Below are 24,834 nucleotides of genomic sequence, written 5' to 3'. Positions count from 1 at the left end.
TAATTAACGATTTAACACAGTAGCTAGCCAAGCAGGCTAGCTGCTCAAAGAAATTAACTCATTTATATATCCAAAAAACTTGGATCTTAAACAAATTTAAAGAGAAACGACTATGAAACGCACAGATGAAAAACGCCTAGAAACACTAAGCCCATTCGAAGTAAAAAACACACTGATCGACCTTGCTCAACATTCACATGAAAAAACCATGATCAACGCTGGTCGTGGTAACCCAAACTGGGTCGCGACAGCGCCACGTGAAGCCTTTTTCCAATTAGGTATGTTTGCACTAGAAGAATCAAAATCGAATTTCTCAGGATATGAAGGCTTTGGTGGAATGGGAGTTCAACAAGATATTAGCCTGCGCTTTCTTCAGTTTTGTGAAAAATACGAAGACCAAGAAGGTGTGCAATTCCTCATTGAAGCCTTCCAGTTTATTACGGATCAATACCAGGTAGACGGTGATGCGCTTATTTATGAATGGGTTGAGGGGATTCTAGGTAACAACTACCCAGTGCCTGATCGCATGCTCAAATATTCGGAACTCATTGCTCGCAAATACATTGAGCAAGAAATGGCAGGCTCGCAGCCATTACCGGCAGGAAAGTTTGACTTGTTCGCCGTTGAGGGTGGCACAGCGGCCATGGTTTACATCTTTAACACGCTAAAGAGCAACCGACTATTGAACCCTGGTGACACCATCGCGATTGGTTCGCCGATTTTCACTCCGTATATTGAAATGCCAGAGCTTGAAGATTACGCGCTCAACAAAGTAGAAATCATGGCGGATGAAGCGTCTGCGTGGCAAATCCCAGACTCTGAATTAGAAAAACTGAACGATCCAAGTGTTAAAGCTTTCTTCCTCGTTAACCCAAGCAACCCAGCTTCGGTTAGATTAAGCGATGAGACACTCTATAAGATTGCAGAGGTTGCTAACCGTCGCCCTGACCTAATCCTTCTTACTGATGATGTTTATGGCACTTTCGCTGATAACTTCACATCATTAGCAATGCTGGCTCCGAAGAACACTATTCTAGTGTATTCATACTCTAAGTACTTTGGTGCAACAGGCTGGCGTTTAGGCGTGATTGGCGTACATGAAGACAACAACTTCGACCGTATGATTGCTGATCTTCCAGAGGAAACCAGAGGCACACTAACGGCAAGATACCAAGGCATTGCACTTGAGCCGAGTAAGATTAAGTTCATTGATCGTTTAGTGGCAGACAGCCGTGCAGTAGCACTGAACCATACGGCCGGTCTTTCAACACCTCAGCAGATTCAGATGACAATGTTCTCGCTACTGTCTTTGATGAAGGATGGTGAAGAATACAAACGACTCGCGAAACAAATTGTGCGTCGTCGCTACCACACTCTAATGCAGAATAACTTAGCCGCGCCAATCGTTGCTGAAGGCGATCAAACCGGTGCATTCTATTACGTGGAGATTGATCTGAAAGAGATTGCTCAAACGATTCATAGCAACGATTTCTTCGCATGGTTAGAAGAAACGTATGAGCCGCTTGATTTCTTGGTACGCCTTGCAGTAGAACATGGTGTGATTGTGATGCCTGGGGCAGGTTTTGATGCGCCAACGTGGTCTCTGCGTGTGTCTCTCGCGAATCTAGAGGAAGCACAATACGCAAATATCACCAAAGCGATGAACGCGGTAATGCAAAGCTATGTTGAACGTTACGAAGCGGCTTGCTAACACGACCTCAACACTAGAAAGCTCATAGAAGAGCGATAAGTTCTGAGTGTAGATTCACTAAATTAGTGAGCCTACACTCAGTTCTTTTTATCTAAGACGATATGTTAGAAAAGCTATTTGAACTCATAGGTATAAGAAGCGCCAACACTGTTATTTTCACCGAAGTCATCCTCAGCAAAAATAGTGAAGAAGTTGAATGATTGAGCATCACTCAACTTGTAGCTAGCACCGACGCCTGCCCAATACCCTGAATAATCATCAGACCCCATTGAACCGCCACCGAAGCCCATGATAGACCATTCATCAGTAATCGTTTTTAAACCAAACGCACCAATGTAGCCACCGTGTGTTGAGCTCGGCATCAACACATAGTCAGAACCAACGTTATCATCATCGAAAACAGCTACTTCGCCGTCATTATAGCTGTAACCAGCCATAGGGAAGATTTGCCAACCGAACGGCTCAATATCGAAATAGCTCAGTGGTATAAATGTGCCAATACTGTAGTTGTTCTTATAAGCATCGTTGTCATATTCAGAACGGCTAAAGTTGAAGTTCACAATACCCATAGGCAACAGCCATGAACCGCCTAATCGCCACTCTTCACCGTCGGCATTGACACGAGCATTGATCATTCGCGCTTCATCTAAACCAATAGAGCCTGAAAACTGCAAATCTTCGTTATAAGCAACGCCAGCTTTTGTCACGATTTTAGTCGGATCATCAGGGTGCTTCTCTTCAGCCAAAGCATCCATCGATCCGAACGTTGCCACAGCAACAAGTAATAGATTACGTAATGTCATTAGAAGGTCGCACTAACGCCAACAAAGTGGATACGGCCGTCGAACGAACCATCAACCATTAGACGATCCATTTCAACCGAACCCAAGTCAGCGTATTCGTAGAACACGTCGATCAAGATATCATCCCAATACGTTGAAGCACCTACTGAGTAGCGATACTGTTCGCCAACAGGGAGGTCAACCCATTGCATTGACGGATCATCTTGTGGCGAGGTCTCGTAAGAGAAGCCCGCTTTTAAACGCCAGTCTGAATTCAATTGATAATCAGCACCAACCGCAAATTTCCAAACATCATCCCAGTCACGCTTGATTGGAATTCCGCCTGTAGGGTCACCACCAACTGATGCACCAAAGTCTAGTACTGTCTCGTCCCACGCGCTCCAACGATGGAACTGAATACTTGCCAATAGGTCAAGTTGTTGGTTCAAGGCATAACTAGCACTGACATCGACAATCTCAGGTAACGCAATATCCGTAGATAAAGAACGATTGCTACCAGGTAATGGGCCTTTTAACTCATTCTTAAACTCATGTTCTAGTTTCGAGCGGTAGCTGGCACCCAACTTAAGTTTATCCGTTGGTGTATACATCACACCAAGGTTATATCCATAGGTCCAATCGGTATCTTGTTTAGCTGTAAACCCAGAAGTTGACTGCTCAAATGCTGCCCAGCTCAATTGTACACCCGCGCCTACTGACCACTGGTCATTCAGCTTATAACTCAGTGATGGATTCACTTGCATTGCTGTGAGAGTGATATCTTCTAGAAGTGCAGCACCCGCCCAATCACTGCCATAATCGAGGCTTGAACCGCCAACAGCGCCAAGCGCAATACCAAGGTGTAATTTGTCTGTGACTTGATGCGCGTGGAAGGCACCAAATGAGGGAAGAACTGAGTGCCCTTTTCCATCATCGCTAGAATCTTGGTTATCTTGATATTTCATCTCAAGATCGAACGCCATGGTATTGATCGTGGTTTTGCTTTCACCCATGTGAGACATGGTTGCTGGGTTAGTCCACATCGCCGCGGCAGAGCGAGTGTAAACACCGTCACCAGCGCCGGTAGTACCAGCATTGGCGACGACAGCTTCTTGTAAAAACAAACCACTTGCGAAAGCATTTAAGCTTGTAAAAATTGCGGTGGCAGCTAGCGAGTAAATAAAAGTTTTGTTCATCAGATTGCTCATTTAGCCTTAGACATTAAATTGCTCTAAGGTTACCGCAAAGCCCCATAAACAAATGGAATATCCGTTATTCCTGTACAAACGCTATTTGAACTTTCTCGCGACGTATGGACGTGGCTTGTCTCGATGAATTTCACGTTGAGCAGCGATTGCTCTATTCTTGCCTAACCCTACCTTTATCTGATACCAAGTCTCGTAGAACACTGCCATGCCAGGGCTTGACCACCAAGTCTTGTTGTAGAGTTTCTTATTAGCAGCGACGACATCTGGCGACCGATTCGCACACTCAAGTGCCAATGCATAAGCTTCAGCGTAAGGATCTTCGGCAATCTTGGTTACCAGCCCATAGTCTTTCGCTGTTTCACAGTCGATCTCTTTAGCGGTCATCGCCATTTCTAAGGTGTGATCTTTACGCATTAACTCTCGAAATGCGATGGCGCCTCCCATGTCAGGAATCAAACCCCATTTGGCTTCCAATATCGAGAAAGTCGCGTCTGGACTGGCCATCCTAAAATCACCACCACTGGCTAATTGAAGGCCTCCTCCCCAACAACGACCATGAATCGCAAAAATAACAGGACATGGGATCTCTCGCCAACCAAGTGAAAAGCGCTGCGCAGCATTGGGTAATGTCGGTAACCATTTGAACAAGAGCTTCATCGCCCCTACTTTACTGTTCAATAACGATTTAACATCTAAGCCAGAACAAAAATCGGAACCACTGCCCTTAACAATAACAGCTCGAATATCTCTGTTCTTCTTGAGCTCACTTATCATGTCATTAACGGCTTCAAACATCGCCATATCAATAGCATTGAGCTTATCGGGTCGATTCAACACAACCGTCGCAATTTGGTTTTCATCGATAGAACAAGTAATACGATCGAGGTTTGGCATGGTGGCTACCTTATAAGTGGTCAGACCTTTAGATTATACATCTTGTTAACACATGCAAAGTTTGCGTATGAGAAGCGAGAGCTGTGTTGTTCATTTTCTCGCCGAGTTAACCAAGAGACGCAAATAAAAAAGCAGTGATGGATCACTCCAATCACTGCTTTTCATTAGTCGCTTTTATTGACAATAGCTTTGATGTCCAAGAACTTTCAGTTAGTCGCTAAATCTAGGTTCTTCGAGACTTCAATAACAGGAAGATAAAGTAGCTACCACCGATAATCGAGACCAAAGTACCTGCCGCAAGCTGCGCCGGAAACACCACCATTTGCCCTAACCAGTCAGCAAATAACATGAGTGCAGCACCAATTAAAAACGACAAGATGATCTGCTCTCGAACCAAACGCGCACCCACCATTGCGGCAATATGCGGAGCCAACAAGCCGACAAACGCGACTGGTCCCATGGTGGTTGTCACGACCGAACATAAGATCGCAACAATACACAACAATGCCACGTAGGCGATATTGATATTCAACCCTCTGGCACTCGCGAACTGACGTCCCGCCGCAATTAAGGTCACCCAACGACTCAACAGCAGAGCCACACCAATACAAGCCGTTATCACTATGGCCATAATCATTGCTGACTCAGGTTCAACACGATAGGTAGACCCTGCTAACCAAGCCAATAAAGTGTATTTCCCCTCACCCACTCGCGTTAGAGAGAATTGCACCAAAGCTTCCAATACCGCGGTCAACGAGATACCTGTCAGAATTAGAATAGACGGAGCAAACTGATGCTTCTTTCCAAGAAACAGCAATAAACAAAGTGCAATCGCACTACCTAAAAATGCAACCCACGGGCTTAGTGAGTGAATCGAATAGCCCATGAATAAGCTACTGAAAATCAACGCCAGAACTGCACCCGCCGACACACCAAGAATATCTGGGCTTGCGAGCGGGTTGTAGACCAATCTTTGTAAAATAACACCCGCCACCGCTAAGCCGCCACCAGCGAATATCGCGGTTAACATTCTCGGCCAACGAATAGACCATTCAAATGCGTCTGGAATAACAAAGTAGCCCATATCAGAAGAAGGCTGAGACAATGTACTCAACGCCAACAGCCCCAAGATCATCGTCCCCAACAAGAAGTAAGCCACAGGTGAAATAGACTTTGGACCTTTAGGCATCGAGAAAAACAGCTGATCTTGAGCCGATAATTGCTTTCTCGCAATAATAATCAACGCAGGAGCACCAACCACAGCAGTTGCCGTTCCTGTTGGAATCATGTCCAAAGACCATTGCGCCAAGAAAATCGCCAAGCTGTCAGTGACACACAGCAGTAACGCACCTAATACACAGCTTGCGATGAGTTCAGATTTCGCCTTTAGAAAACCTAGATGTCTAGCAATGTTCGGAGCAATCAAACCGATAAAGCTGATCACGCCCACTGAGGTAATCGATACTGAAACCAACCAAACGCCAACCACCATCAATACAAAGAATGTGGTGCCAATATTGAGCCCGCGCGCTGCTGCCCCTTCTGTGCCGATGGAAAGCAAAGTCAGAACTCGCGGAGCTAAGAAGAATATGGCAAAAATCGGCAACAGCTTAGGCATCAACCAAAGCACTTGTTCCCAACCATTCTGTCCTAGGTCGCCAGCTCCCCATACAAACAGATTTTGTGCGTACTGATCGTTGAGCAGAATAATCGCTGTCGCAAATGCCCCTAGCAACAAGTTGACCGCCATACCCGCCAATACAATTGGCAAGCCGCTCATGTTTTTGATGCCAACAATCGAAACAATCAGCCCCATCGCAAGCAGCGCACCAACTAGAGCAAACCAAACTGAATACTGAGCGACCAACATCGGCGCTACCACATTCAGAATAACCAGACCAAGCCACGCCCCTGATGATGTACCCAAAGTTAACGGGGACATCATGCGGTTCTGCGTCAATTGTTGAAACAAGCTGCCGATAGTGCCAAGTGTTCCGCCGACCAAGATCGCCATCACCAAGCGAGGTAAATTGACATAGGCTAACGCCATCAACTCGAATGAATCATCGACCATTTTATTGAATGTAACGATGTCACTGATCTGTGAGGCTTGTTGAAGCAACTCACCAATAGGGCCAAATTCCGACTGCCCTAACCATAAATGAACAAGGGCAGCACAAAGTAGCGCAGCCCCCATCATAAAACCACTGGATTTCATTACTGCTCCGCTAGCGTCAACAACGATTGCGCCATGGCTTCTGCGTTATACAAGATCGACATTGCACCGCCGTAACTCCAACTTGCCGCGACTGGGCTAAATTGACCCTTGCGAACGAAAGGCATGCTCTTCCAAACCGGAGAACGGTCTAGCTTGTCTTGATATGGGAAAGGTTCAAAGTAAAGCGCAATACCGTTCTTCACGTTCTTAAGCTCGGTCATGCGTTTTTGACTGATGCCCCACTGACTTGCAGGAAGATCCATCGCATTGTCAAAGCCTAGCTGTTCAAGTGCGTATTGTGGAATAGAGTTATCGCCATAAATGAACACCGATGTGGTGCTCGCAAAACGGAAAGAGGTAACTTTCGGTTTGTCGCCCGGATACGCTTTATCTAACTCAGCTTTTAGAACAGCGATACGCTCATCCATTGCGGCCAGCTTTTGGTTCGCTTGTTCTTCTTTACCAAGCAACTGACCTATCTTCTTGAAGTTCTCGATAGCAGCCGCTGCATTGCTGTGCTGGTCACTGTATGTTTGGTAGTAAAGCACGGGCGCAATTTCAGAAAGTCGTTCCTGAAGATCTTTCTGAGGCGAAGCAATAAGAATCACATCGGGGTTTAGCTTCTTCAAAGCAGAAAAATTAGGCTCAGTTCGAGTGCCAATGTCCGCCACGCCTTCTGGAATCGCAGGCTGAACAACCCAATCGGTATAACCTGCAATATCAGGTACTGCTACTGGCGTGACACCGAGTTCAATCACTTGTTCAGCAATGTCCCAGTTCAGCGCAGCCACTCTAATAGGCTGAGCTTCAAGGGTTTTAACACCCTCACTGTCTTCAACTTGAAAGTTGGCCATCGCTTGAGCTGATAACAACAAGCTCAATGAGACAATGAACGAACTCACTTTAGGAAAACGAGAAGTAAAATAGTTGGCTTTCATATAATCACTGTCACTTTTTAATTGTTTATTTAACGACAAAAGCAGCCTACACAGGCTGCTTAGATTTATGTATTCAAATGAATTAAAACTCGTAGTTCACGCTGAGTTCTACTGACTGCTCTGCACCGAACCAACAGTTCGATTGGTCGTAGCAGGTGTAGTACTCTTCATTAAACAGGTTATTAACGAGCAAGTTAGCCGTTGCACCTGACAGAGTTTCACTTGCTTCCCCTAGGTCATAACCCACAGAGATATCAACGACAGTGTAAGACGGCACTTTCCCTTGAGTATTGGTTGCATCCATCTCCATGTCACCCATGTAACGAGCGCCTGCACTCCAACGCGTACCGGCTAAAGCACCACCGTAAACATAGTAATTACTCCAGAGATTCGCAGCGTGTGTTGGTACGTAGATCGGTGTCGTACCTTCTAGTTCAGGATTTGCATCTTCCGTCACTTCCATATCGACATAGGTGTAGCTCGCGTTCACATCCCAATCTTCCGTTACAAACCATCGGCCTTCGACTTCCACACCTTGAGAACGTACTTCACCTAACTGAATCTTAGAGCGATATGTTGGATCTGATGGATCTGCAGCAATTGAGTCTTTCTTAGTAATGTAAAAGTATGATGCGGTAAGTTGCTGTGCCATATCAGCAGAAAGGTATTTCACACCGAGTTCGACTTGCTCACCCAACTGAGGTTTCAACGAGTTACCGTTGATATCAGTACCTGCCGCTGGCTCAAAACTCGTTGCGTAACTTACAAATGGAGAGATGCCATTATCTAACTCATACAACGCGCCTACGCGGTAAGAGAACTGATTGTGATCCGCTTTTTCTGTGCCATCGCTTGTTGGGTAAGTGCTCGTTTTATCGTCACTCGCTTTAAACATGTCGTAACGTCCACCAGCAAGTAAAACCAGCGCGTCGTAGCGAACTTGATCTTGGAAATACAAGCCCAGTTGCTCGGTAGTAATGTCGTGGGATTCACGGTAATTCTCTTGAAGCTGACTTTTATCCAAAAGGTCGTTATTTGGATTGTATGCGTTGAAATCACCGAAACTACTGTTTGCATCAAACTCTTTGTACAAAGAGTCACCTGTTAGCTTTAGGTAGTCGACACCGAATAGTAAATTGTGCTCTAAGCCACTAATTTCGACGCGGCCTGAAACTTGGTTATCGATAACAAAGCTTTGAGAGTCTTCATCCGTGCTATATACATTTCGAATTAAGCTACCAGTTGCGGCATTAAAATTCGTACCGCGATGGTAGGTGTTTTCTTGATATAGCGACGCATCGGAATAACGAGCGTTCTGAAGGAAAGTCCAGTTGTCATTGATTTGGTGGTTAATTTTGTAACCTAACATCAAGACTTCACGTTCAAAAGTACTCCAGTTCTTGTCGCCCATAGACACAGATGGATCACTTGCCTTCAATACGTCGAGCGGCATTGCAGAGTTAGTACCCATTGACGGATCATTCTGATAGTAAAGATTGAAGTTAATAAGTGTTCTATCAGATACCTGCCAATCTAGCGATGGAGCAATCACATAACGCTCTTCTTCAGCGTTATCAACTTGGCTGTCTTGTTTACGAGCGAGTGCAACTAAACGATATGAAAAGTCACTGTCACCTAACTGACCTGAAGTATCAATTGACGCTTCCATCAAGTTTCTTGAGCCTGTAGATACACCCACTTTTGTCGACCCGTCTTCTTGCGGTGCCTTCGCGATCATGTTGACCATACCACCCGGCGGCATCGATCCATACAACACAGACGTAGGGCCTTTAAACACTTCAACTTGCTGAATCGCAATAGGGTCGATCTGAGGTTGCAGGTTCCATCCAGTCAGGAACGGCAGAATCAAGCCATCGTAGTAACTCTGATTGTTACTAAACCCACGAATCGAGAACGTATCGTACATGGTTACTGATGCGCCCTTTTGCTCAGTCACAACACCCGGCGCGTATCTAAGCGCTTGGTTAAGAGACTTTACACCTCGTTGCTCTAACTGTTCTTCATCAATGACTGTAATACCTTGAGGTGTTTCTTCTGGCTCAAGTGCCGATTTAGTTGCTGTATTACGATAGGCTTTACCCATAATAGTGACAGTTTCTACATTCGAATCTGCCGCAGTAACGGTTTCTTCCGCCAATGCTTGCGCTGAGAACGCAGTCAGCAACGCTACTGCCAATGATGAATACTTAAAACGAGTGTGAGTGGTCATAATTCCCTCGGTACCAATGCTTAATATAAATAATAATAAATCTCATTTGCATTGTATGTATCTAGAGGTGGGATAATTAACAATTTGGTGCAAATTCAAAAAGAACTTGACCTATTTTTAGTAGAAAACGGTCAATTGGTGATTAAAAAGACAATTGACCCTATTGATAGGAAGGCTTTGCTAGAAGAGAGTGAGCGGGAATATGACTACGATTTAATAATAGGAACCCAGTACTCCATTTCAGCGTCAGAGGCATGTGCTTGGTAGGCAAACGGGTACACTTCAAGCTCATATCCATCAACGCCACGATAACCTGAACTTGGCATCCAATTCAGCACAAACCAACTCAAGGTGTGTCGTAAATTCTCAATTGGACCACAGTGCTTCACTACAGCATAAGTTTGCTTAGGAACCGTCAGTACCTCTAACCTTTCAGAGATAATACTCGGTAATTGCGGGATTGAAATTCCTTCCTGAAGCTCTACCCCTGCCCAATAGTGAATATTAGTCCCGTCAAAGCAAGACTGAGTCAGGTCAACCACGCCAATGAACTGGAGCACGTTGTCGTCAGGGATCTCAACCTCACCTTCTAAACGTGACCATAGCTGAGGGACTTTCTGAGCGAAGTCTTGCGTGAGTGAAAACAAACCACTGATTTCTGATGTCATACCTTTCACTAGGAAAGACTCTCTTTCATCAATGCGCACTTCCACAAAGCTTAACGCCCCTTTTTCAGAAGTACTCGCTGTTTCAGATACTTGTATCGGCTTTCTTAGCCCGACTCTTTTGCCTGCTTTTCTATACTGACTTGGGCTAGACCCAAACATCTGCTTAAACGAGCGACTAAAGCTTATTTCTGAATTGAACCCGAGCCCAAGAGCAATATCTATCACGCGCTCTTTTCCATCAAGCAGGTGTTCTGCAGCTTGGCTTAACTTTAGCTCTCTCACATAGTTAGCCACAGTAAGCCCTGTTTCGGCTTGAAACACTCTTTGAAGCTGCCAACGAGACCAACAGCTTTGTGTCGCAATATCTTCTAACGATAGCGAGGAGCTAAGGTTCGAATGGATATAGGTCAAAACGCGACTGATACGACCAAATGCAGGTGTGTTCATATTCAAGCTTTCATATTCTCTATAGTTGGCAGCGACATATTCGACTCATCAATACTTTTATCATTTAAAACGGCTTTTATCACTCAAAAAAAGAAGCGCTCATGTGTGTTCTATAAAATGACCAAAAGACAGAGGCACCGAGTAGATGCTCCATTTTGTATGGTTATCCTCGATCATGTCCGTTATGATAACGCTACTGATTCTCATTTAATGGTTTATGATGCTTTCCCAGCTGCACAATATTATCACTCGTCGGAGAGCCCCGTCTCTACATCAGAAAATCTTCGCTCACTCAAAACAAGTGACACCTTATTTAAGTGGAAGCTTTGGTGCTCTGCATAGCAAGAGCATTGCAATAACGAATGATGATAGCCATAAAGAAATCAAACGCGTTTACGATGGCCTTGCGCAGAGCCACCCAGAAGCAGGCAAAGCCTATTGGTTAACCCGAACGTGGGATCTGGTTTGCTGGCAACCAATCTACGTGACCTTTATATCTATCTACGGCCTTCACTCACTGCCTGATATTAAGAATATCGGCCAGTTTAGGTACAAAGAATTTGTCACAGGCTACCGTTTCTTTAATGGTGATCATGAACACGGCTCACCAGAAGAACTGATTCCACAAGCAGGCGAAGCTATTCTTGCACTAACAGAGTTTTATCGTAGCCAGATTAGTGAATGGACACGTATTCGTCCGGGGTTTACCAATCATCTACTTGCTGATCTATTACTAGGCAGCTTGATAAAACTACAGCAGCACGAACCGAGCCTAACCAACGATTATATCACTGAACAAGCTAAGCTTTGGTTAGAAGCATGCCAGTTACCTGAAAATCATTTAGACAGCCTTAAAATAGACGCTGATTCGGGGATGCTAAAACTGATCAGAATCAGCTGCTGTTTGGTTTATAAGTGTGATTCAAGAAAGTACTGCGACGATTGCCCAAGACACCCCGACAACAAAAAAACAGCTCAATAACACCCTCTATTTTTAAAAGCCAATAAAGCTCGTTTAATTTCACTGAAGCGCTTTATTAGCCTAGGCACAGGACTGACATGTTTCAGCTTTCAAACATCAAAATTGTTCGTGATGAACGAACGATTCTCTCAATCGAAGACCTCACGATTCCGACCAACGAACTGACCGTCGTTCTTGGCCATAATGGTTCGGGTAAATCTACACTCGTTAATTTGCTCTCTGGGCAGATGTCACCGGATCATGGCAGCGTGGAACTAGAGGGCGCTTCCCTCTCTTCATTCAAAAGCAAAGACTTAGCCAAGCAGATTGCTTATTTACCGCAAAAGCTCCCAGCCTCTGCTGGCTTAACTGTCGAAGAACTGGTTCGTTTAGGGCGTTTCCCATGGAGAGGCGCACTAGGCCGTTGGAATTCAGAAGATAAGTCGATCATCCAGCAAGCAATGGAAAGAACCGGTGTTACTGAATTCTCACAAGCATTAGCGGATGACTTATCTGGTGGTGAACGTCAACGAGCGTGGGTCTCTATGCTACTGGCTCAGCAATCACCGGTATTGATCCTTGATGAACCGACTTCTGCATTGGATGTTCATCATCAGTTTCAGCTCATGGGCTTACTGTCTGAACTCAACAAAAAAGAAGATGTTGGGGTGATCGTTATTTTGCACGATTTGAACCTAGCGCTTCGTTACGCGACACATATTGTCGCCCTGAAAAAAGGTCAGATTGCGTTCGAAGGCAGCGCAGATAAGTTACTCGATGAAGAGGCTTTGTCAGCACTGTATGAGTCCCCTATCCGACTGATCGATCATCCAGTTCCAGCCAATACTGCAGCAAGTGAGAAGGTTGCAGTCGTCTGTGAATAGTTCGAACATTTCAGTTTAAGTCTAAGCTCTAAGCTCTAAGCTCTAAGCTCTAAGCTCTAAGCTCTAAGCATAATAAAGGCCATTGAAATCATAAACTTCAATGGCCTTTTCGTTTTTCGCTCGCTAGCTAGCTAAATAATTAAATAACTAGCTAAGCTGGGACTCTCTCGCTTCTTGGCTACTGAAACCACGTAAAATATTAAACAGGGTAATCAGTGTGAACAACATGATGACAAGCGATAGATGCCACGCTTCTCCTAGCCCTAATTGAACTAGCCCCATACTCACCATTGAAGACACCACCATCTGCCCTCCGCCGGACATCGCAGCAGCCGCGCCAGCGTTCTTCTTATAAGGCAACATCACCAAGGCCTGAGCACAAGGTAACGCAATACCATTGCCAAGAATCATCAAGAACTGGCCAAGCATTAAATACAGTGGCTCAAGTGGACAAAAGAAAAGCCATAACGCCGCAGCAACATGTAATACAGGTGTGCATAACAGAGTTTTCTTGTTGCCCAGCATAGGGCGAATACGGTTACATAAGCTTGTTCCGCCCAGCATGCCTAATGCAGGAATCACCGCCCACATCGCGTATTCATCTGACGTCATGCCAATCTGGTTTTGCATGATAAATGGCATCACTGATACGGTGGTGATCATCAAGCTAAAGTTAAGCCAACCGATACTCGCAAAGCTCATAAAATAACGAGAAGTAAGTAACTCTTTATATTGAGAAACCATTTTCTTCGGTGAAGGGATAGCTGAAACCTGAGTGACGGTTTCCTTAAACTTGAACGCCAATACCACCCAAGCCAATGAGACATAGCCAAGTAGTGAGATAAACACCATACTCCAGCCAAAGTGGAAGTTAATAAACCCACCGATAACAGGCGCGATCAAAGGTGTTATAGACGCAACCATTGCAATATAAGACATCGCCAAAGGCAAGTCTGCACCGTTGAATCTATCGCGCGTCGAGGCGCGAGCAAGTACAGCGCAACAGCCGGTTCCTAGGCCTTGTAGAAATCGCCCCATCACCATATTGGTAAACGAATGGCTGAAGAAAATGATCATCAATAGTCCCAGCATGGCGATTAGTAATCCGCTCAGCAGTACTTTCTTGCGCCCGAGAGCATCGGAAATAGGGCCATAAATAAACTGGGAAGGCCCAAAACCTAATAGATACACGCTTACCAATAGCTGGGCTTGCTCTAGGGATACATCGAAGTCTTTCGCTATCCATGGTAAAGAAGGAAATACCAACCCCATACTGAGTTGGCCGATACTGATGACCAAACACGCAAGTAGGATCGATTTAAAGTCAAATCGACGACTCATCGTTTAATACGTCCGTTCGAAGAAAAAACGTGCGTATCTAACTCACAACATAAAAACAGAGAGAATAGTGGAAACGCTGCTGGCGAGTTGTTCATAATGCTCCGACTGGATCAAATAGAGAAAGGCTCAGTAAACATACGTGAGCTTGTATAATCATACAATAGACGTTCAACTAAATATGTGAATAGTCACTTTTCAGTAACCTCAACTTTCCGCCTATCGACCACAGGCGCTAGACTAACACTAGACGCTCATAATCAAGAGACTTCAATGAACACTCATCACCGTATTTTCCCATGTGCTTTGGCGTTGCTTGCCCTTGCTCCTATAACGTCAGCCTTTGCGTGGCAGGCAGAAAAGCTCACCGACGGACTCGTGATACCTTGGGGGTTGGCTTATATCAACGACAACTCCATGCTAGTAACAGAAAAATCAGGCGTCATTAAACACATTGATTTAAAGACCGGCGATCAAAACACATTGTTCAGGCTGCCAAATGTTTGGGCGAAAGGCCAAGGTGGATTATTGGATATCGCACTCTCCCCTTTTGAAAACGGAAGGTTCTACGTCACTTATAGTAAAGACGTCGATGGTGAAGGTGTAACGACACTGGCTTCTGCTAATTACAGTAATAATGAAATCACTAATTGGACAGACGTGTTTGTGTCGAAATCCAGAACGGACACAGGGCGTCACTTTGGTAGCCGTATCACCTTTGATGAGAACCACCTGTATTTTTCAATCGGCGATCGTGGTGACAGGGACAACGGCCAAGACACCATGACTCATGCTGGCTCAATATTGCGATTAAATGCCGATGGAAGCACGCCAAGCGATAACCCATTCACTGACAACAACAAAGTACTCAATGAGATTTGGAGTTATGGCCATCGTAATCCACAAGGGTTGTTCTATGATGCCCCGACTCAAAAGCTTTGGTCGATTGAACACGGCCCGCGCGGTGGTGATGAAATTAACCTAATAAAAGCAGGTGCCAACTATGGGTGGCCAGTCACCTCACACGGAAAAGAGTATTGGGGCCCTATCAGCATTGGCGAGTCTAAAACCAAAGATGGTATTGAAGCGCCTAAAAAAGTCTACGTTCCTTCAATCGCTCCGGGGAGCTTGATTGTTTACCAAGGCGATAAATACCCAGAGTTAAAAGGAAAGTTGCTGGCTGGCGCACTTAAGCTTACTCACATTAATATTGTGACAGTCAATGAACAAGGTGAGGCAATCAAGGAAGAGCGTATTTTAGAAGACTTAGGCGAAAGGATAAGAGACATCGAAACTTCACCAAGCGGCGACATCTTTTTTAGTACCGATAATGGCAACCTGTACCGCTTGAAAAAGTAGTCTAGTTCTCGTTCAAGTAAAGACATTTCCCTTACAACGACAGTTATAAATATAAGCCGTTAAAAGTGGGCTCAACACCCAGTTAGCGGCTTCTAATTTGCAAAAATAAATGCGCTAAAACAGTGCATTCACTCCAAATTCGTCATCAATTTCGACCACCATTTTCACAAAAATGACAACAAATCACCATACAACTGTAACTCCATGATATTTAAGGAATGCAAAGTTTGACTACCCCCAAGTTTCTGCAACCTTTCACTATGGATTCGATTGACTATCCCCTGATTTGATTTAGACTTCATCTCGGCTAGAAAGAAAGTTCTTTGTATATAAACATTTCGTTGGATTACTAGTAACCCCGTTGTGTTGTACGCAATAGCAATAAACTTTTCCGCGCTATCAGTGCCACAATTGGCTCAAAATAAAAATTTAATTTTAGGATATCATCATGTCTAACACAGTTACTGGTAAAGTAAAATGGTTCAACGAAACTAAAGGCTTCGGCTTCATCGAGCAAGAAAACGGCCCAGACGTATTTGCACACTTCTCTGCAATCACAGGCGACGGTTTCAAAACTCTTGCTGAAGGCCAACAAGTTGAGTTCACTGTATCTCAAGGTCAAAAAGGCCCACAAGCTGACAGCATCAAAGTACTTTAATTTAGTATTTTAAAGCTTTCTAAAAATAGCCAGCCTCTGCTGGCTATTTTTTTACCCGCTATTCAGAGATTTAAGGTAACATCCTCCCACTATTTCTATCTAAGACACCCTATCAATGGCTCTCAAACCCACAATCTATAAGTTTCGTATTTCTTTAACCGATATGAATCGCGACTATTACGACTCTTTTAATCTAACGGTTGCTCAACACCCTTCTGAAACAGAACAGCGCATGATGGCTCGTATCATTGCTTTCTGTATCAATGCATCTCCTGAACTTGAGTTCACTAAAGGGTTGTCTAGCATTGAAGAACCCGATTTATGGCAGAAGTCGTTAGATGACCAAATCTTAGAGTGGATTGATGTTGGCGAACCCGATCCAGAACGCGTTAAGAAGGCGACTCGCTTATCTAAGTCAGTGAGCGTGTTCAGCTTCAACACCAAGTCGAACGTTTGGTGGGAACAGAACAAAGGTAAATTCGGTTACCTGAAAGCTCAGATCGTTCGTCTAGACAACGATGGTATTGAGCAACTAGCAGCGATGACACAACGTACTATGGACCTTTCAGTAATGCTGTCGGGTAACTCTGCGTTTGTAAACAGCGACACTCAATCAGCAGAAGTAACGTGGGAAGAGCTACAGAGTAATGACTGAGATCCAAACTCAGACTGAACCTCAGCGCCAAACTAAGCTCGAAGCGTGTTTGCAGATCGCAGGTCTCGATTCAGTCAAAGCGCTGACGACGGGCTATGAAAAAGAGTTAAAGTCATTTATTGATGACAACCATGCTCTGTTTAAGCACGCTTGCGAGAACAAGCCAGACAACTCTGCACGTCAGACGTTGCTTGGTCTGTTAACCAAGGTACATATCGATGCAAGCTATCGCTTTGAAAGCAATAAAGAAGCGAATGAGGCGATGCAAAATGTATTCGATAATACAGTGGGCACTGAGCACAGTGACAAGTTTCAAAACCCTAACGCTCAGCAGTTAAAGTTAATCACTCATTTGTGGTTGTTCGTTCAGGGACGACTAGGAATGGATTACAGCCTTGCTAATGATCACGCAGCAGTAGCCGCTTCGTTGCTATCTCGCGTATCGAGAAACACTGATGATGAGATTCGCGTAGAGTTCATGGCAAGTTTTTATGATGGTTTGAACCTCTATCAAGCTGAGAATAAGCCGTCCGGTTTTGTTCACCACTTTAAGCGTTTGTTTAATCTTACTTAAGCATTCCACCAGCGGCTGTACCCAAATTTGCGCTTTATAGATTCTGTAGGGCGCATCTAATTTCCGTTCCAACCAACCCACATCGAAAATGCAGATTCCCTATTACGCTCGTCCCTCACTTTAGGGAATGACGACACTTCATTACAAGCGCAAAAAAGCCCCCACAAGCTCCTGCGCTTCAGCATCGTTGTTTATCCGATTGCAATCCAAAAACCATACGTTAGAAACGAACAAAGTTTTGTTGTGATAATGATACTTCCCATAAAACGACGAATTAAAGCTACGTATATGGCAAGGTTATTTTACAAATGTAACTTATCAATTTATTCAAAAAGTGCATATTTTTCAGATAATTATTCTCAAATGGAAATGATCATTTATGTGACGAGCGGAAGCATTTTTTCCTATGATGATAAGTACACTGACTTTTATAAAATGATAATAAAAAACCTGCAAATACAACTAACGTTAACTTTAAATTATCTTGTTTTATAAGCGGAGAATTAAAATGAAAATATGGTCTGTATCCTTTCTTGCAACTGCAGTAGCTGTCGCACTAAGCAGTAATGCGATAGCTTGTACTGGGCTTATTGTTGGCAAAGGAGCCTCGAGCGACGGTAGCATTATGATTGCTCGTAATGAAGATTTTGGCATTAACAACTGGAACAAATACCTAAAGTTTCGACCTGCGCAAGATAACCAAGAAGGTGACTGGCAGTTAGGTAACGGGTTAATTGTTCCAATGCCAAAACACTTCTTTGCTTACTCTGCGATACCAGACTGGGATGCGGATACCGTTAATCGCGATGGAAAGTTCTATGAAGAACGTGGGATTAATGAACACAACGTTGCCATTTCAGCAACAACCAGCGCAGAAATAAACGACAAAGTCGCCAAGGTAGATCCTTTAATCGACAATGGCGTAATCGAAGCCATTATACCTACGCTAATCCTTCCTCAGGCAGAAAACGCAAAACAAGCCGTAGAGTTACTCGGTCATTACATCGAAACCTATGGTGCTGGTGAAGGTAACAGTCTCTATATTGCAGACACCAATGAGGCGTGGTTATTTGAAATTGGTTCAGGTCACCATTGGATTGCTGTAAAAGTGCCAGATGACAGTTACGCCATGATTGCAAATGGCTTGCGTGTACATGATGTGAACTTGGCAAACAAAGAGGTACTGCATTCAAAAGATATATTCGAGTTTGTAGAACAGCACAAACTGCTTGATAACGCAGATAAAAAATCTTTCAATTTTGCTAAAGCATTCGGAGTTATTGGTGATGAGTATAATATCGATCGTGAATGGCTAGGCCAAAAAATGCTGACACCTTCGCTGCATCAACAAAGTCGCATGACGCAATACCCTTTGTTTATGAAACCAGATACACAAATCTCAGTTGAAGATGTGGCGGAAGTACTTAGCGCGACTTATAAAGACACGGTTTTGGAAGGAAAATCGAAACGACCAATTAGAGTTGAGCGTCAACTAGAGTCGCATATTATTCAGCTTCGCCCTGAGATGCCAGAAGAGCTTCAAGGTATTATTTGGCAAAGCTTCGGCGTGTTACCAGAATCTGTTTTAGTGCCGTTATACTCAACCCTACAAGATTACCCAAAAGCGTACCAAGTAGGCGATGATAACTACAGCGATGACTCTGCTTATTGGCAGTTCCGTAGCTTAACCGCCCTCGCTTCTACAAACCCGGACAAGTATTTACCAATACTAAAAGCAACTTGGGACAAAGAAGAAACTCAACTATACAAGCAGGTCGCACACTTAGATAAAACGTTAACAGACATGTATAAAGTAGATAAACAAGCGGCTCTGAACATGGCTGCCGACTACTCATACGGACAGCTTAAGCGTACCTTAGATATGGCGACTGAGCTTAGATACAAAATGATTACAGATTTGACTAAAAGTACAGAGAAGAAATACTCAGAGGAAGAATTTAATAAAATAGTCAATCTGTAGGCTTATGAAGCAACCAATAAAAACGGAGCATAATGCTCCGTTTTTTGATCTTAATAGGTTTAGTTCTAACGAAGGCCGTGCAAAAATTCGTGGCGCGTAGCTGGGTTTGATCTGAAGATACCACCCAGTGCAGTTGTTGTCGTTTCGCTGGTTGCGTCCATAACACCACGAGATTTTACGCAGTAGTGAACCGCATCCATGGTGACAGCAACATCATCCGTTTCTAGTAGCGTTTGCAATGCTACAAGGATTTGCTGTGTCATGCGCTCTTGAACTTGTGGACGCTGAGCAAAGAAACGAACGATTCGGTTGATCTTCGAAAGACCAATGATCTTACCTTGAGGAATGTAAGCTACTGCGGTTTTACCATCAATGGTGACTAAATGATGCTCACATGTGCTGGTTACGGTAATGTCTTTTACTCGTACCATCTCACGAACACCCATCTTGTTTTCGATCACGGTAATTTTAGGGAAATTGGCGTAATCCAAACCAGAGAAAATCTCATCCACATACATTTTCGCAATACGTTGTGGTGTTTCTTCCAGACTGTCATCTGCAAGATCAAGTTCAAGGAGAGTGAGAATCTCACGCATATGGTGTTCGATTCGTTCCTTTTTCTCTTCTCGGCTAACCTGGTTAGGACGCATTGGTGTCTCTAATCCGCGGCTTGCTAGCGCATCTTTAACCAACTTCGCTGATTCGCTAAGACCTGACATTGAACTTCCTCTTTTATTGCCCCTTCTGGATGGCAAACAAGGATACTCGGAATTTTGAATAAATACACCCATATTTTAAGGGAGGTCATTATTTACGGGGCTTAAACTATGCTAAAGTGGCTGCAATTTCGTTGGCGAACAACCGTGATTTGATAATTATTGAGCCACCATTGCCAACCACTAAATCAAAATAATAACGACCAAAGGATTTCAATTATGGGCTGTTGCGACGCTCCGGGCTTAATGCCAATTGAAGAAGCACTAGATAAGCTGCTATCACCAATTAAACCAATCCAAACGACTTTATCTCTACCTCTTGCTGAAGCATTAGGTTATGTTCTTGCTGAAGATATTCTTTCCCCTATTTTCGTACCTCCTTTTGATAACTCAGCAATGGATGGCTATGCATTGCGCTTAGCAGATCTAGAAAACGGTAAAGTACTACCATTAGCAGGCAAATCTTTTGCAGGCCAACCGTTCGAAGGTGAATGGCCAAGCAATACCTGTATTCGCATTATGACTGGCGCAAAGATCCCTGAAGGTTGTGACGCCGTCATCATGCAAGAAAATACGGCCGAAACTGAGGCTGGTATCGAGATTCAACAAGACAACATCAAGCTGAACAATAACATTCGCCCTACTGGTGACGACATCAAACAAGGCGATATCGTTCTTAGTCGCGGTGAGCGTTTAACACCTCGTGACATTCCAATGATTGCTTCACTGGGTGTGAGCCACGTGACAGTGTTACATAAGCCTAAAGTCGCGTTCTTCTCTACTGGCGATGAGCTAAAGCCATTAGGTCAACCTCTTGAAGACGGTCAGATCTACGACAGTAACCGTTACGGTATTAAACCATTAATCGAAGCCTTTGGTTGTGAAGCTATCGACTTGGGTATCATCCCAGATTGTCCTGCGACGCTTAAAGAAACCTTCGAAAAAGCACAGCAAATAGCAGACGTGGTTGTGACTTCTGGTGGCGTGAGTGTTGGTGAGGCGGATTACACCAAAGACATTTTGGAAGAGATCGGCCAAATCGGCTTTTGGAAACTGGCAATCAAACCGGGCAAACCGTTCGCATTCGGTGAATTAGATAACGCGTGGTTCTGTGGCTTACCGGGTAACCCTGTATCAGCGATGATGACCATGTACGTGTTGGTTCAACCTATGCTGGCTAAACTTTCAGGTCACACCGCATGGACGGCACCAGAGTCGATCCCTGCTATTACTAAATCTGCATTCAAAAAAGGCCCAGGTCGTACTGATTACCAACGTGGTATTTACTCGATTGAAAACGGTCAGTTTGTCGTAGAAACAACAGGCAACCAAAGTTCAGGCGCTTTCCGCTCAATGAGCTTAGCAAACTGCTTTGTGGTTCTAGAGCGTGAACGTGGCCGTGTTGAAGTCGGTGAAACGGTTCAGATCCAACTGTTTAACTCGACGCTTTACTAACGAGGCTTACTGATGGAAATACTGTCTGACGCTGAGATGCTTCGCTACAACCGTCAAATCATCCTTAAACAGTTTGATTTTGAAGGCCAAGAAGCTCTGAAACAGAGCTCAATCTTGGTTCTGGGTGCCGGTGGCTTGGGTTGTGCCTCTACTCAATACCTTGCGACTGCGGGTGTTGGTAAGCTGACACTGATCGACGATGATGTTGTTGAGCTTTCAAACCTGCAGCGACAAGTGCTTCACACCGATGCTGACATTGGTAAGAAGAAGGTGGATTCTGCCGCTGAGTCTTTACAGGTTTTAAACCCTCACCTGACGATTGAAACTGTCAATCACCGACTTGATGATGAAGCGCTAGCAAGTTTAATCGAAGCACACTCTCTTGTTCTTGATGCCAGTGACAACGTTGAAACGCGTAATCAACTTAACCGCTTATGCTACGCATCTAAAACGCCATTAGTTTCTGGTGCTGCGATTCGCATGGAAGGACAGATTAGCGTATTCACTTATCAAGATGAAAACGCACCATGTTACCAGTGTTTAAGCGCGCTATTTGGTAACGCAGCACTGAGTTGTGTTGAAGCAGGCGTTATGGCACCTGTTGTTGGTATGGTAGGCGCTGCTCAAGCTTTAGAAGCGATTAAGGTGATTGCTAAATTCGGGCAGCCAAAACAAGGCAAGCTTTTGATTCTCGATGCCATGTCACACAGTTGGCGCGAAATGAATTTGATGAAGATGCCTAATTGTTCGGTGTGTCGATAGACTAAACCATATCCCCTCCTATCGAGAACCTAAGCCTTGACTAAAAGTCAGGGCTTTTTTAGGCCTCAACATCAGCGTTTCAAATCGCTTTATCAATTTGAAATACTCTATGAGAAATTAGTTTCATTTGAGTTCTCATTTTGAGAATACAATGACAAACCTAAAAACAAAAAAATAAAAACACTAAAAATCAACAAGTTAAAATTGGCACGTAACTTGTAAAAGTATCTGTACCTTCCATCACAAGGATGTAGATATGAGAATTACAACGTTAAGTTTGCTATTAAGTGCGCCTCTAGTCGCCAACGCAACACCATTCGACACTTGCCCCAGTCAGGCTTACCTCTTTCAGTCTAAACCCGTCGAGGTTTGGGGTGTAAATCTAGTGACAGGTTCAACCACCCTGTTGGAAGACGATACGGGTATGAATGCCAACATCAACGGCGTCGGTTTCGATTTCGAAGACAGATATATTTATGGCTACGACACCACCAACAAACGCTTAGTGCGTCTTGGCAAAGACTTCCAAGCAGAAGTTATCAATACGAGCGGCTTACCAACCGATCACACTTTCTATGTCGGTGACGTATATGATCACGTTTACTACCTTTACCGCACCGGGAAAGGCTTATTCACCGTTAACCTATCGCCGTTAGACGCCGACCCAAGCGCGACTGTTACAGTTAACAAAATAGCTGGGAGCCCGGCAACCGTAAAACTGACTGATTTCGCCTTCCATCCAAGTGACGGTTCTTTGTATGGTATTGATAACGATTCGGGTGGCTTATACAGCTTCAACCCTACAACTGGTGCAGAAACCTACATCGGTGACACCGGAGAAACAGGCACATTCGGTGCGGGTTATTTCGATGTAAACGGCTATTACTACGTATCTCGAAATCAAGACGGGAAAATCTACCGAATCAACCTATCTCCCGACAACGCGACCAATATCGCAGCAGGGATTGTTCCAGCTGTTGAATTTGTATCGAATGGCCCAGCTTCTGGTCAAAATGACGGCGCTCGTTGTGCGAATGCGCCTGTTGTTGATGAAGATTCCAACATCGACTTCGGTGACGCTCCAGATACATACCTAACATTATTAGCAAGCAACGGCCCTCGACATGAACTGGATGGGGTGACTTGGTTAGGTACAGATGCGCCCGACGCCGATCTTGATGGCTATGTAACTCCGCAGTCGGATGAAAGTGTTGGCATTGATGATGAGTGGGCAAACGGCGGTATCGGTTTTGTTACTGCGCTTGAAGCCGGGCTTGATTCGAAGGTGGTTATTGAAGCTTCAACAACCGGTTACCTTTCAGCTTGGATAGACTGGAACCAAGATGGCAGCTTCGATGGCGCCAACGAGCAAGTGTTTACAGATTACGCGCTCGATGCTGGTGAAAACGATCTGTTCCTTAATGTTGATATCAACGCACTAACCGGTACTACGTGGGCTAGATTTAGATTCAGCCAACAAACCAACCTAAGTTATTTTGGCGGTTCAACCTCTGGTGAGGTGGTCGATATTCAAGTCGATGTCCTTAACGATGGTGCCACCGCTCGTTACTTCCCAAGTGCTTCTGGCTACGCAACGCTCGCGTACGAAGATAACTGGCCATATAAAGCAGATTACGACATGAACGATGCTGTTCTTATGTATCGCATTACCGAGATCCTTAAAGATGGAAAGGTCGTTAAATCCACCATCGACGGACGCTTAGCTGCTGTCGGGGCATCGTACAGAAATGGTTTTGCTGTTCGACTTCCTAACCTAGACCCGAGCTTGGTGAGTAGTGGTAGCTCTTACATGAAACACAACGGTGTATTCACTGACCTTGACCTAGAAGATGGACGTAGCGAAGCAATCTTTGTTATCGCCAATGACCTGACAGAAAAAATCAGCACTGGCTGTACCTTCTACCGCACCAGTAATGGATGTAAAGAGGATGAGCAGTTCTCATTCCAAATTGGTATTACTTTAGCCGGTGACGGTGTGAGTACTGGCAGTTGGACCGATATGCCTTACGACCCGTTCATTTTTGCAACGCCTGGGTATTATCACGGTGAAAACCTACCTCTACATCCAGGGCGCAGCTGGGAGGTTCACTTGCCAGACCAAGCTCCAACCGAGGCATTTGATACCACTAACCTCTTTGAAGCTGGATTAGGCGTTGATGACAGCAATCCATCAACAGGTAAATACTTCAAAACAGCAGAGAACCACCCTTGGGCGCTAATAGTGACATCGGATGACGAATGGGAGTGGCCTCTAGAGTACGTCGATATTGTTACCGCTTACCCAGAGTTTAAACAATACGCAGAATCCGGCGGTGAGACGAACCAAACATGGTATCAATCACCTGCAGACAACCAACGTTACGAACCATAAGGA

20 protein-coding genes are annotated in these 24,834 nt (G+C 44.5%); 11 read left to right on the top strand and 9 right to left on the bottom strand.

Going from position 1 to position 24,834, the window contains the following annotated elements; all coding sequences use genetic code 11:
• Nucleotides 1-112: 112 nt before the first annotated feature.
• Complete coding sequence (locus AC3CID_RS18180; protein WP_488527839.1) at nucleotides 113-1,711, top strand: bifunctional aspartate transaminase/aspartate 4-decarboxylase; 1,599 nt, start codon at nucleotides 113-115, stop codon at nucleotides 1,709-1,711.
• Between the two features lie 113 nt (nucleotides 1,712-1,824).
• Here the strand turns inward: AC3CID_RS18180 and AC3CID_RS18175 are convergent, their stop codons facing one another.
• From AC3CID_RS18175 to AC3CID_RS18145, 7 genes are all read right to left on the bottom strand, one after another.
• Nucleotides 1,825-2,514: a hypothetical protein gene (locus tag AC3CID_RS18175; RefSeq protein ID WP_114635146.1), complete on the bottom strand. Its 690-nt coding sequence runs from the start codon at nucleotides 2,512-2,514 to the stop codon at nucleotides 1,825-1,827.
• On the bottom strand, nucleotides 2,514-3,689 hold the full coding sequence (locus AC3CID_RS18170; RefSeq protein ID WP_488527838.1) for an OmpP1/FadL family transporter: 1,176 nt from the start codon (nucleotides 3,687-3,689) through the stop codon (nucleotides 2,514-2,516). Before AC3CID_RS18170 ends, AC3CID_RS18175 begins: the two co-directional genes overlap by 1 nt.
• A 93-nt stretch (nucleotides 3,690-3,782) precedes the next feature.
• A complete protein-coding gene (locus AC3CID_RS18165) occupies nucleotides 3,783-4,595 on the bottom strand; it encodes a crotonase/enoyl-CoA hydratase family protein (protein ID WP_017077540.1) in 813 nt (270 codons plus the stop codon).
• 223 nt (nucleotides 4,596-4,818) lie between these two features.
• Entirely contained in the window at nucleotides 4,819-6,813 is a 1,995-nt protein-coding gene (gene fhuB / locus AC3CID_RS18160) for a Fe(3+)-hydroxamate ABC transporter permease FhuB (RefSeq protein ID WP_488527837.1), read from the bottom strand.
• Complete coding sequence (locus tag AC3CID_RS18155) at nucleotides 6,813-7,751, bottom strand: iron-siderophore ABC transporter substrate-binding protein (RefSeq protein ID WP_488527836.1); 939 nt, start codon at nucleotides 7,749-7,751, stop codon at nucleotides 6,813-6,815. The genes fhuB and AC3CID_RS18155 overlap by 1 nt, the downstream gene beginning before the upstream one ends.
• A gap of 82 nt (nucleotides 7,752-7,833) precedes the next feature.
• Complete coding sequence (locus AC3CID_RS18150) at nucleotides 7,834-9,981, bottom strand: TonB-dependent siderophore receptor (RefSeq protein WP_488527835.1); 2,148 nt, start codon at nucleotides 9,979-9,981, stop codon at nucleotides 7,834-7,836.
• 206 nt (nucleotides 9,982-10,187) lie between these two features.
• Nucleotides 10,188-11,096, bottom strand: a complete 909-nt coding sequence (locus AC3CID_RS18145) for an AraC family transcriptional regulator (RefSeq protein WP_017091277.1) — start codon at nucleotides 11,094-11,096, stop codon at nucleotides 10,188-10,190.
• Between the two features lie 220 nt (nucleotides 11,097-11,316).
• On the opposite strand from AC3CID_RS18145, the gene AC3CID_RS18140 reads away from it, so the two are divergent.
• Both AC3CID_RS18140 and AC3CID_RS18135 read left to right on the top strand, forming a co-directional pair.
• Nucleotides 11,317-12,078, top strand: a complete 762-nt coding sequence (locus AC3CID_RS18140; protein WP_171309409.1) for a siderophore ferric iron reductase — start codon at nucleotides 11,317-11,319, stop codon at nucleotides 12,076-12,078.
• 77 nt (nucleotides 12,079-12,155) lie between these two features.
• A complete protein-coding gene (locus AC3CID_RS18135; protein ID WP_017091275.1) occupies nucleotides 12,156-12,941 on the top strand; it encodes an ABC transporter ATP-binding protein in 786 nt (261 codons plus the stop codon).
• Between the two features lie 147 nt (nucleotides 12,942-13,088).
• Here the strand turns inward: AC3CID_RS18135 and AC3CID_RS18130 are convergent, their stop codons facing one another.
• On the bottom strand, nucleotides 13,089-14,282 hold the full coding sequence (locus AC3CID_RS18130; RefSeq protein ID WP_004731540.1) for a multidrug effflux MFS transporter: 1,194 nt from the start codon (nucleotides 14,280-14,282) through the stop codon (nucleotides 13,089-13,091).
• A 270-nt stretch (nucleotides 14,283-14,552) separates the two neighbouring features.
• Between AC3CID_RS18130 and AC3CID_RS18125 the strand changes: the two genes are divergently transcribed.
• The 5 genes from AC3CID_RS18125 to AC3CID_RS18105 all read left to right on the top strand — a co-directional run bounded on the left by AC3CID_RS18125 (nucleotide 14,553) and on the right by AC3CID_RS18105 (nucleotide 19,506).
• On the top strand, nucleotides 14,553-15,638 hold the full coding sequence (locus AC3CID_RS18125; RefSeq protein ID WP_488527834.1) for a PQQ-dependent sugar dehydrogenase: 1,086 nt from the start codon (nucleotides 14,553-14,555) through the stop codon (nucleotides 15,636-15,638).
• A 448-nt stretch (nucleotides 15,639-16,086) separates the two neighbouring features.
• The gene (locus tag AC3CID_RS18120; RefSeq protein WP_004731543.1) at nucleotides 16,087-16,296 is read left to right on the top strand and encodes a cold-shock protein; all 210 of its coding nucleotides are present in this window, start codon (nucleotides 16,087-16,089) and stop codon (nucleotides 16,294-16,296) included.
• A gap of 115 nt (nucleotides 16,297-16,411) precedes the next feature.
• Nucleotides 16,412-16,951 carry a YaeQ family protein gene (locus tag AC3CID_RS18115; RefSeq protein WP_004731545.1) on the top strand — a complete coding sequence of 180 codons (540 nt, stop codon included), beginning with the start codon at nucleotides 16,412-16,414 and terminating at the stop codon, nucleotides 16,949-16,951.
• Nucleotides 16,944-17,525 (top strand): hypothetical protein, encoded by a 582-nt coding sequence (locus AC3CID_RS18110; protein WP_488527833.1) that lies wholly within the window; start codon nucleotides 16,944-16,946, stop codon nucleotides 17,523-17,525. Before AC3CID_RS18115 ends, AC3CID_RS18110 begins: the two co-directional genes overlap by 8 nt.
• A gap of 508 nt (nucleotides 17,526-18,033) precedes the next feature.
• Nucleotides 18,034-19,506, top strand: coding sequence for a C69 family dipeptidase (locus AC3CID_RS18105; protein WP_488527832.1), 1,473 nt, complete (start codon nucleotides 18,034-18,036; stop codon nucleotides 19,504-19,506).
• A gap of 65 nt (nucleotides 19,507-19,571) precedes the next feature.
• Here the strand turns inward: AC3CID_RS18105 and folE are convergent, their stop codons facing one another.
• Nucleotides 19,572-20,225 carry a GTP cyclohydrolase I FolE gene (folE, locus tag AC3CID_RS18100; RefSeq protein WP_004731548.1) on the bottom strand — a complete coding sequence of 218 codons (654 nt, stop codon included), beginning with the start codon at nucleotides 20,223-20,225 and terminating at the stop codon, nucleotides 19,572-19,574.
• A gap of 216 nt (nucleotides 20,226-20,441) precedes the next feature.
• On the opposite strand from folE, the gene moeA reads away from it, so the two are divergent.
• The 3 genes from moeA to AC3CID_RS18085 all read left to right on the top strand — a co-directional run bounded on the left by moeA (nucleotide 20,442) and on the right by AC3CID_RS18085 (nucleotide 24,831).
• Nucleotides 20,442-21,677 (top strand): molybdopterin molybdotransferase MoeA, encoded by a 1,236-nt coding sequence (gene moeA, locus AC3CID_RS18095; RefSeq protein ID WP_146457668.1) that lies wholly within the window; start codon nucleotides 20,442-20,444, stop codon nucleotides 21,675-21,677.
• A 12-nt stretch (nucleotides 21,678-21,689) separates the two neighbouring features.
• Nucleotides 21,690-22,439, top strand: coding sequence for a molybdopterin-synthase adenylyltransferase MoeB (gene moeB, locus AC3CID_RS18090; protein WP_488527831.1), 750 nt, complete (start codon nucleotides 21,690-21,692; stop codon nucleotides 22,437-22,439).
• Nucleotides 22,440-22,695: 256 nt separating this feature from the next.
• Nucleotides 22,696-24,831: an LruC domain-containing protein gene (locus tag AC3CID_RS18085; RefSeq protein ID WP_488527830.1), complete on the top strand. Its 2,136-nt coding sequence runs from the start codon at nucleotides 22,696-22,698 to the stop codon at nucleotides 24,829-24,831.
• The last annotated feature ends 3 nt before the right edge of the window (nucleotides 24,832-24,834 follow it).

The sequence above is a fragment of the Vibrio sp. QJM3NY_21 genome (assembly GCF_057785975.1).
Note: the sequence above shows the minus strand (reverse complement) of the source record. Positions and strands in the feature narration are given on the sequence as shown.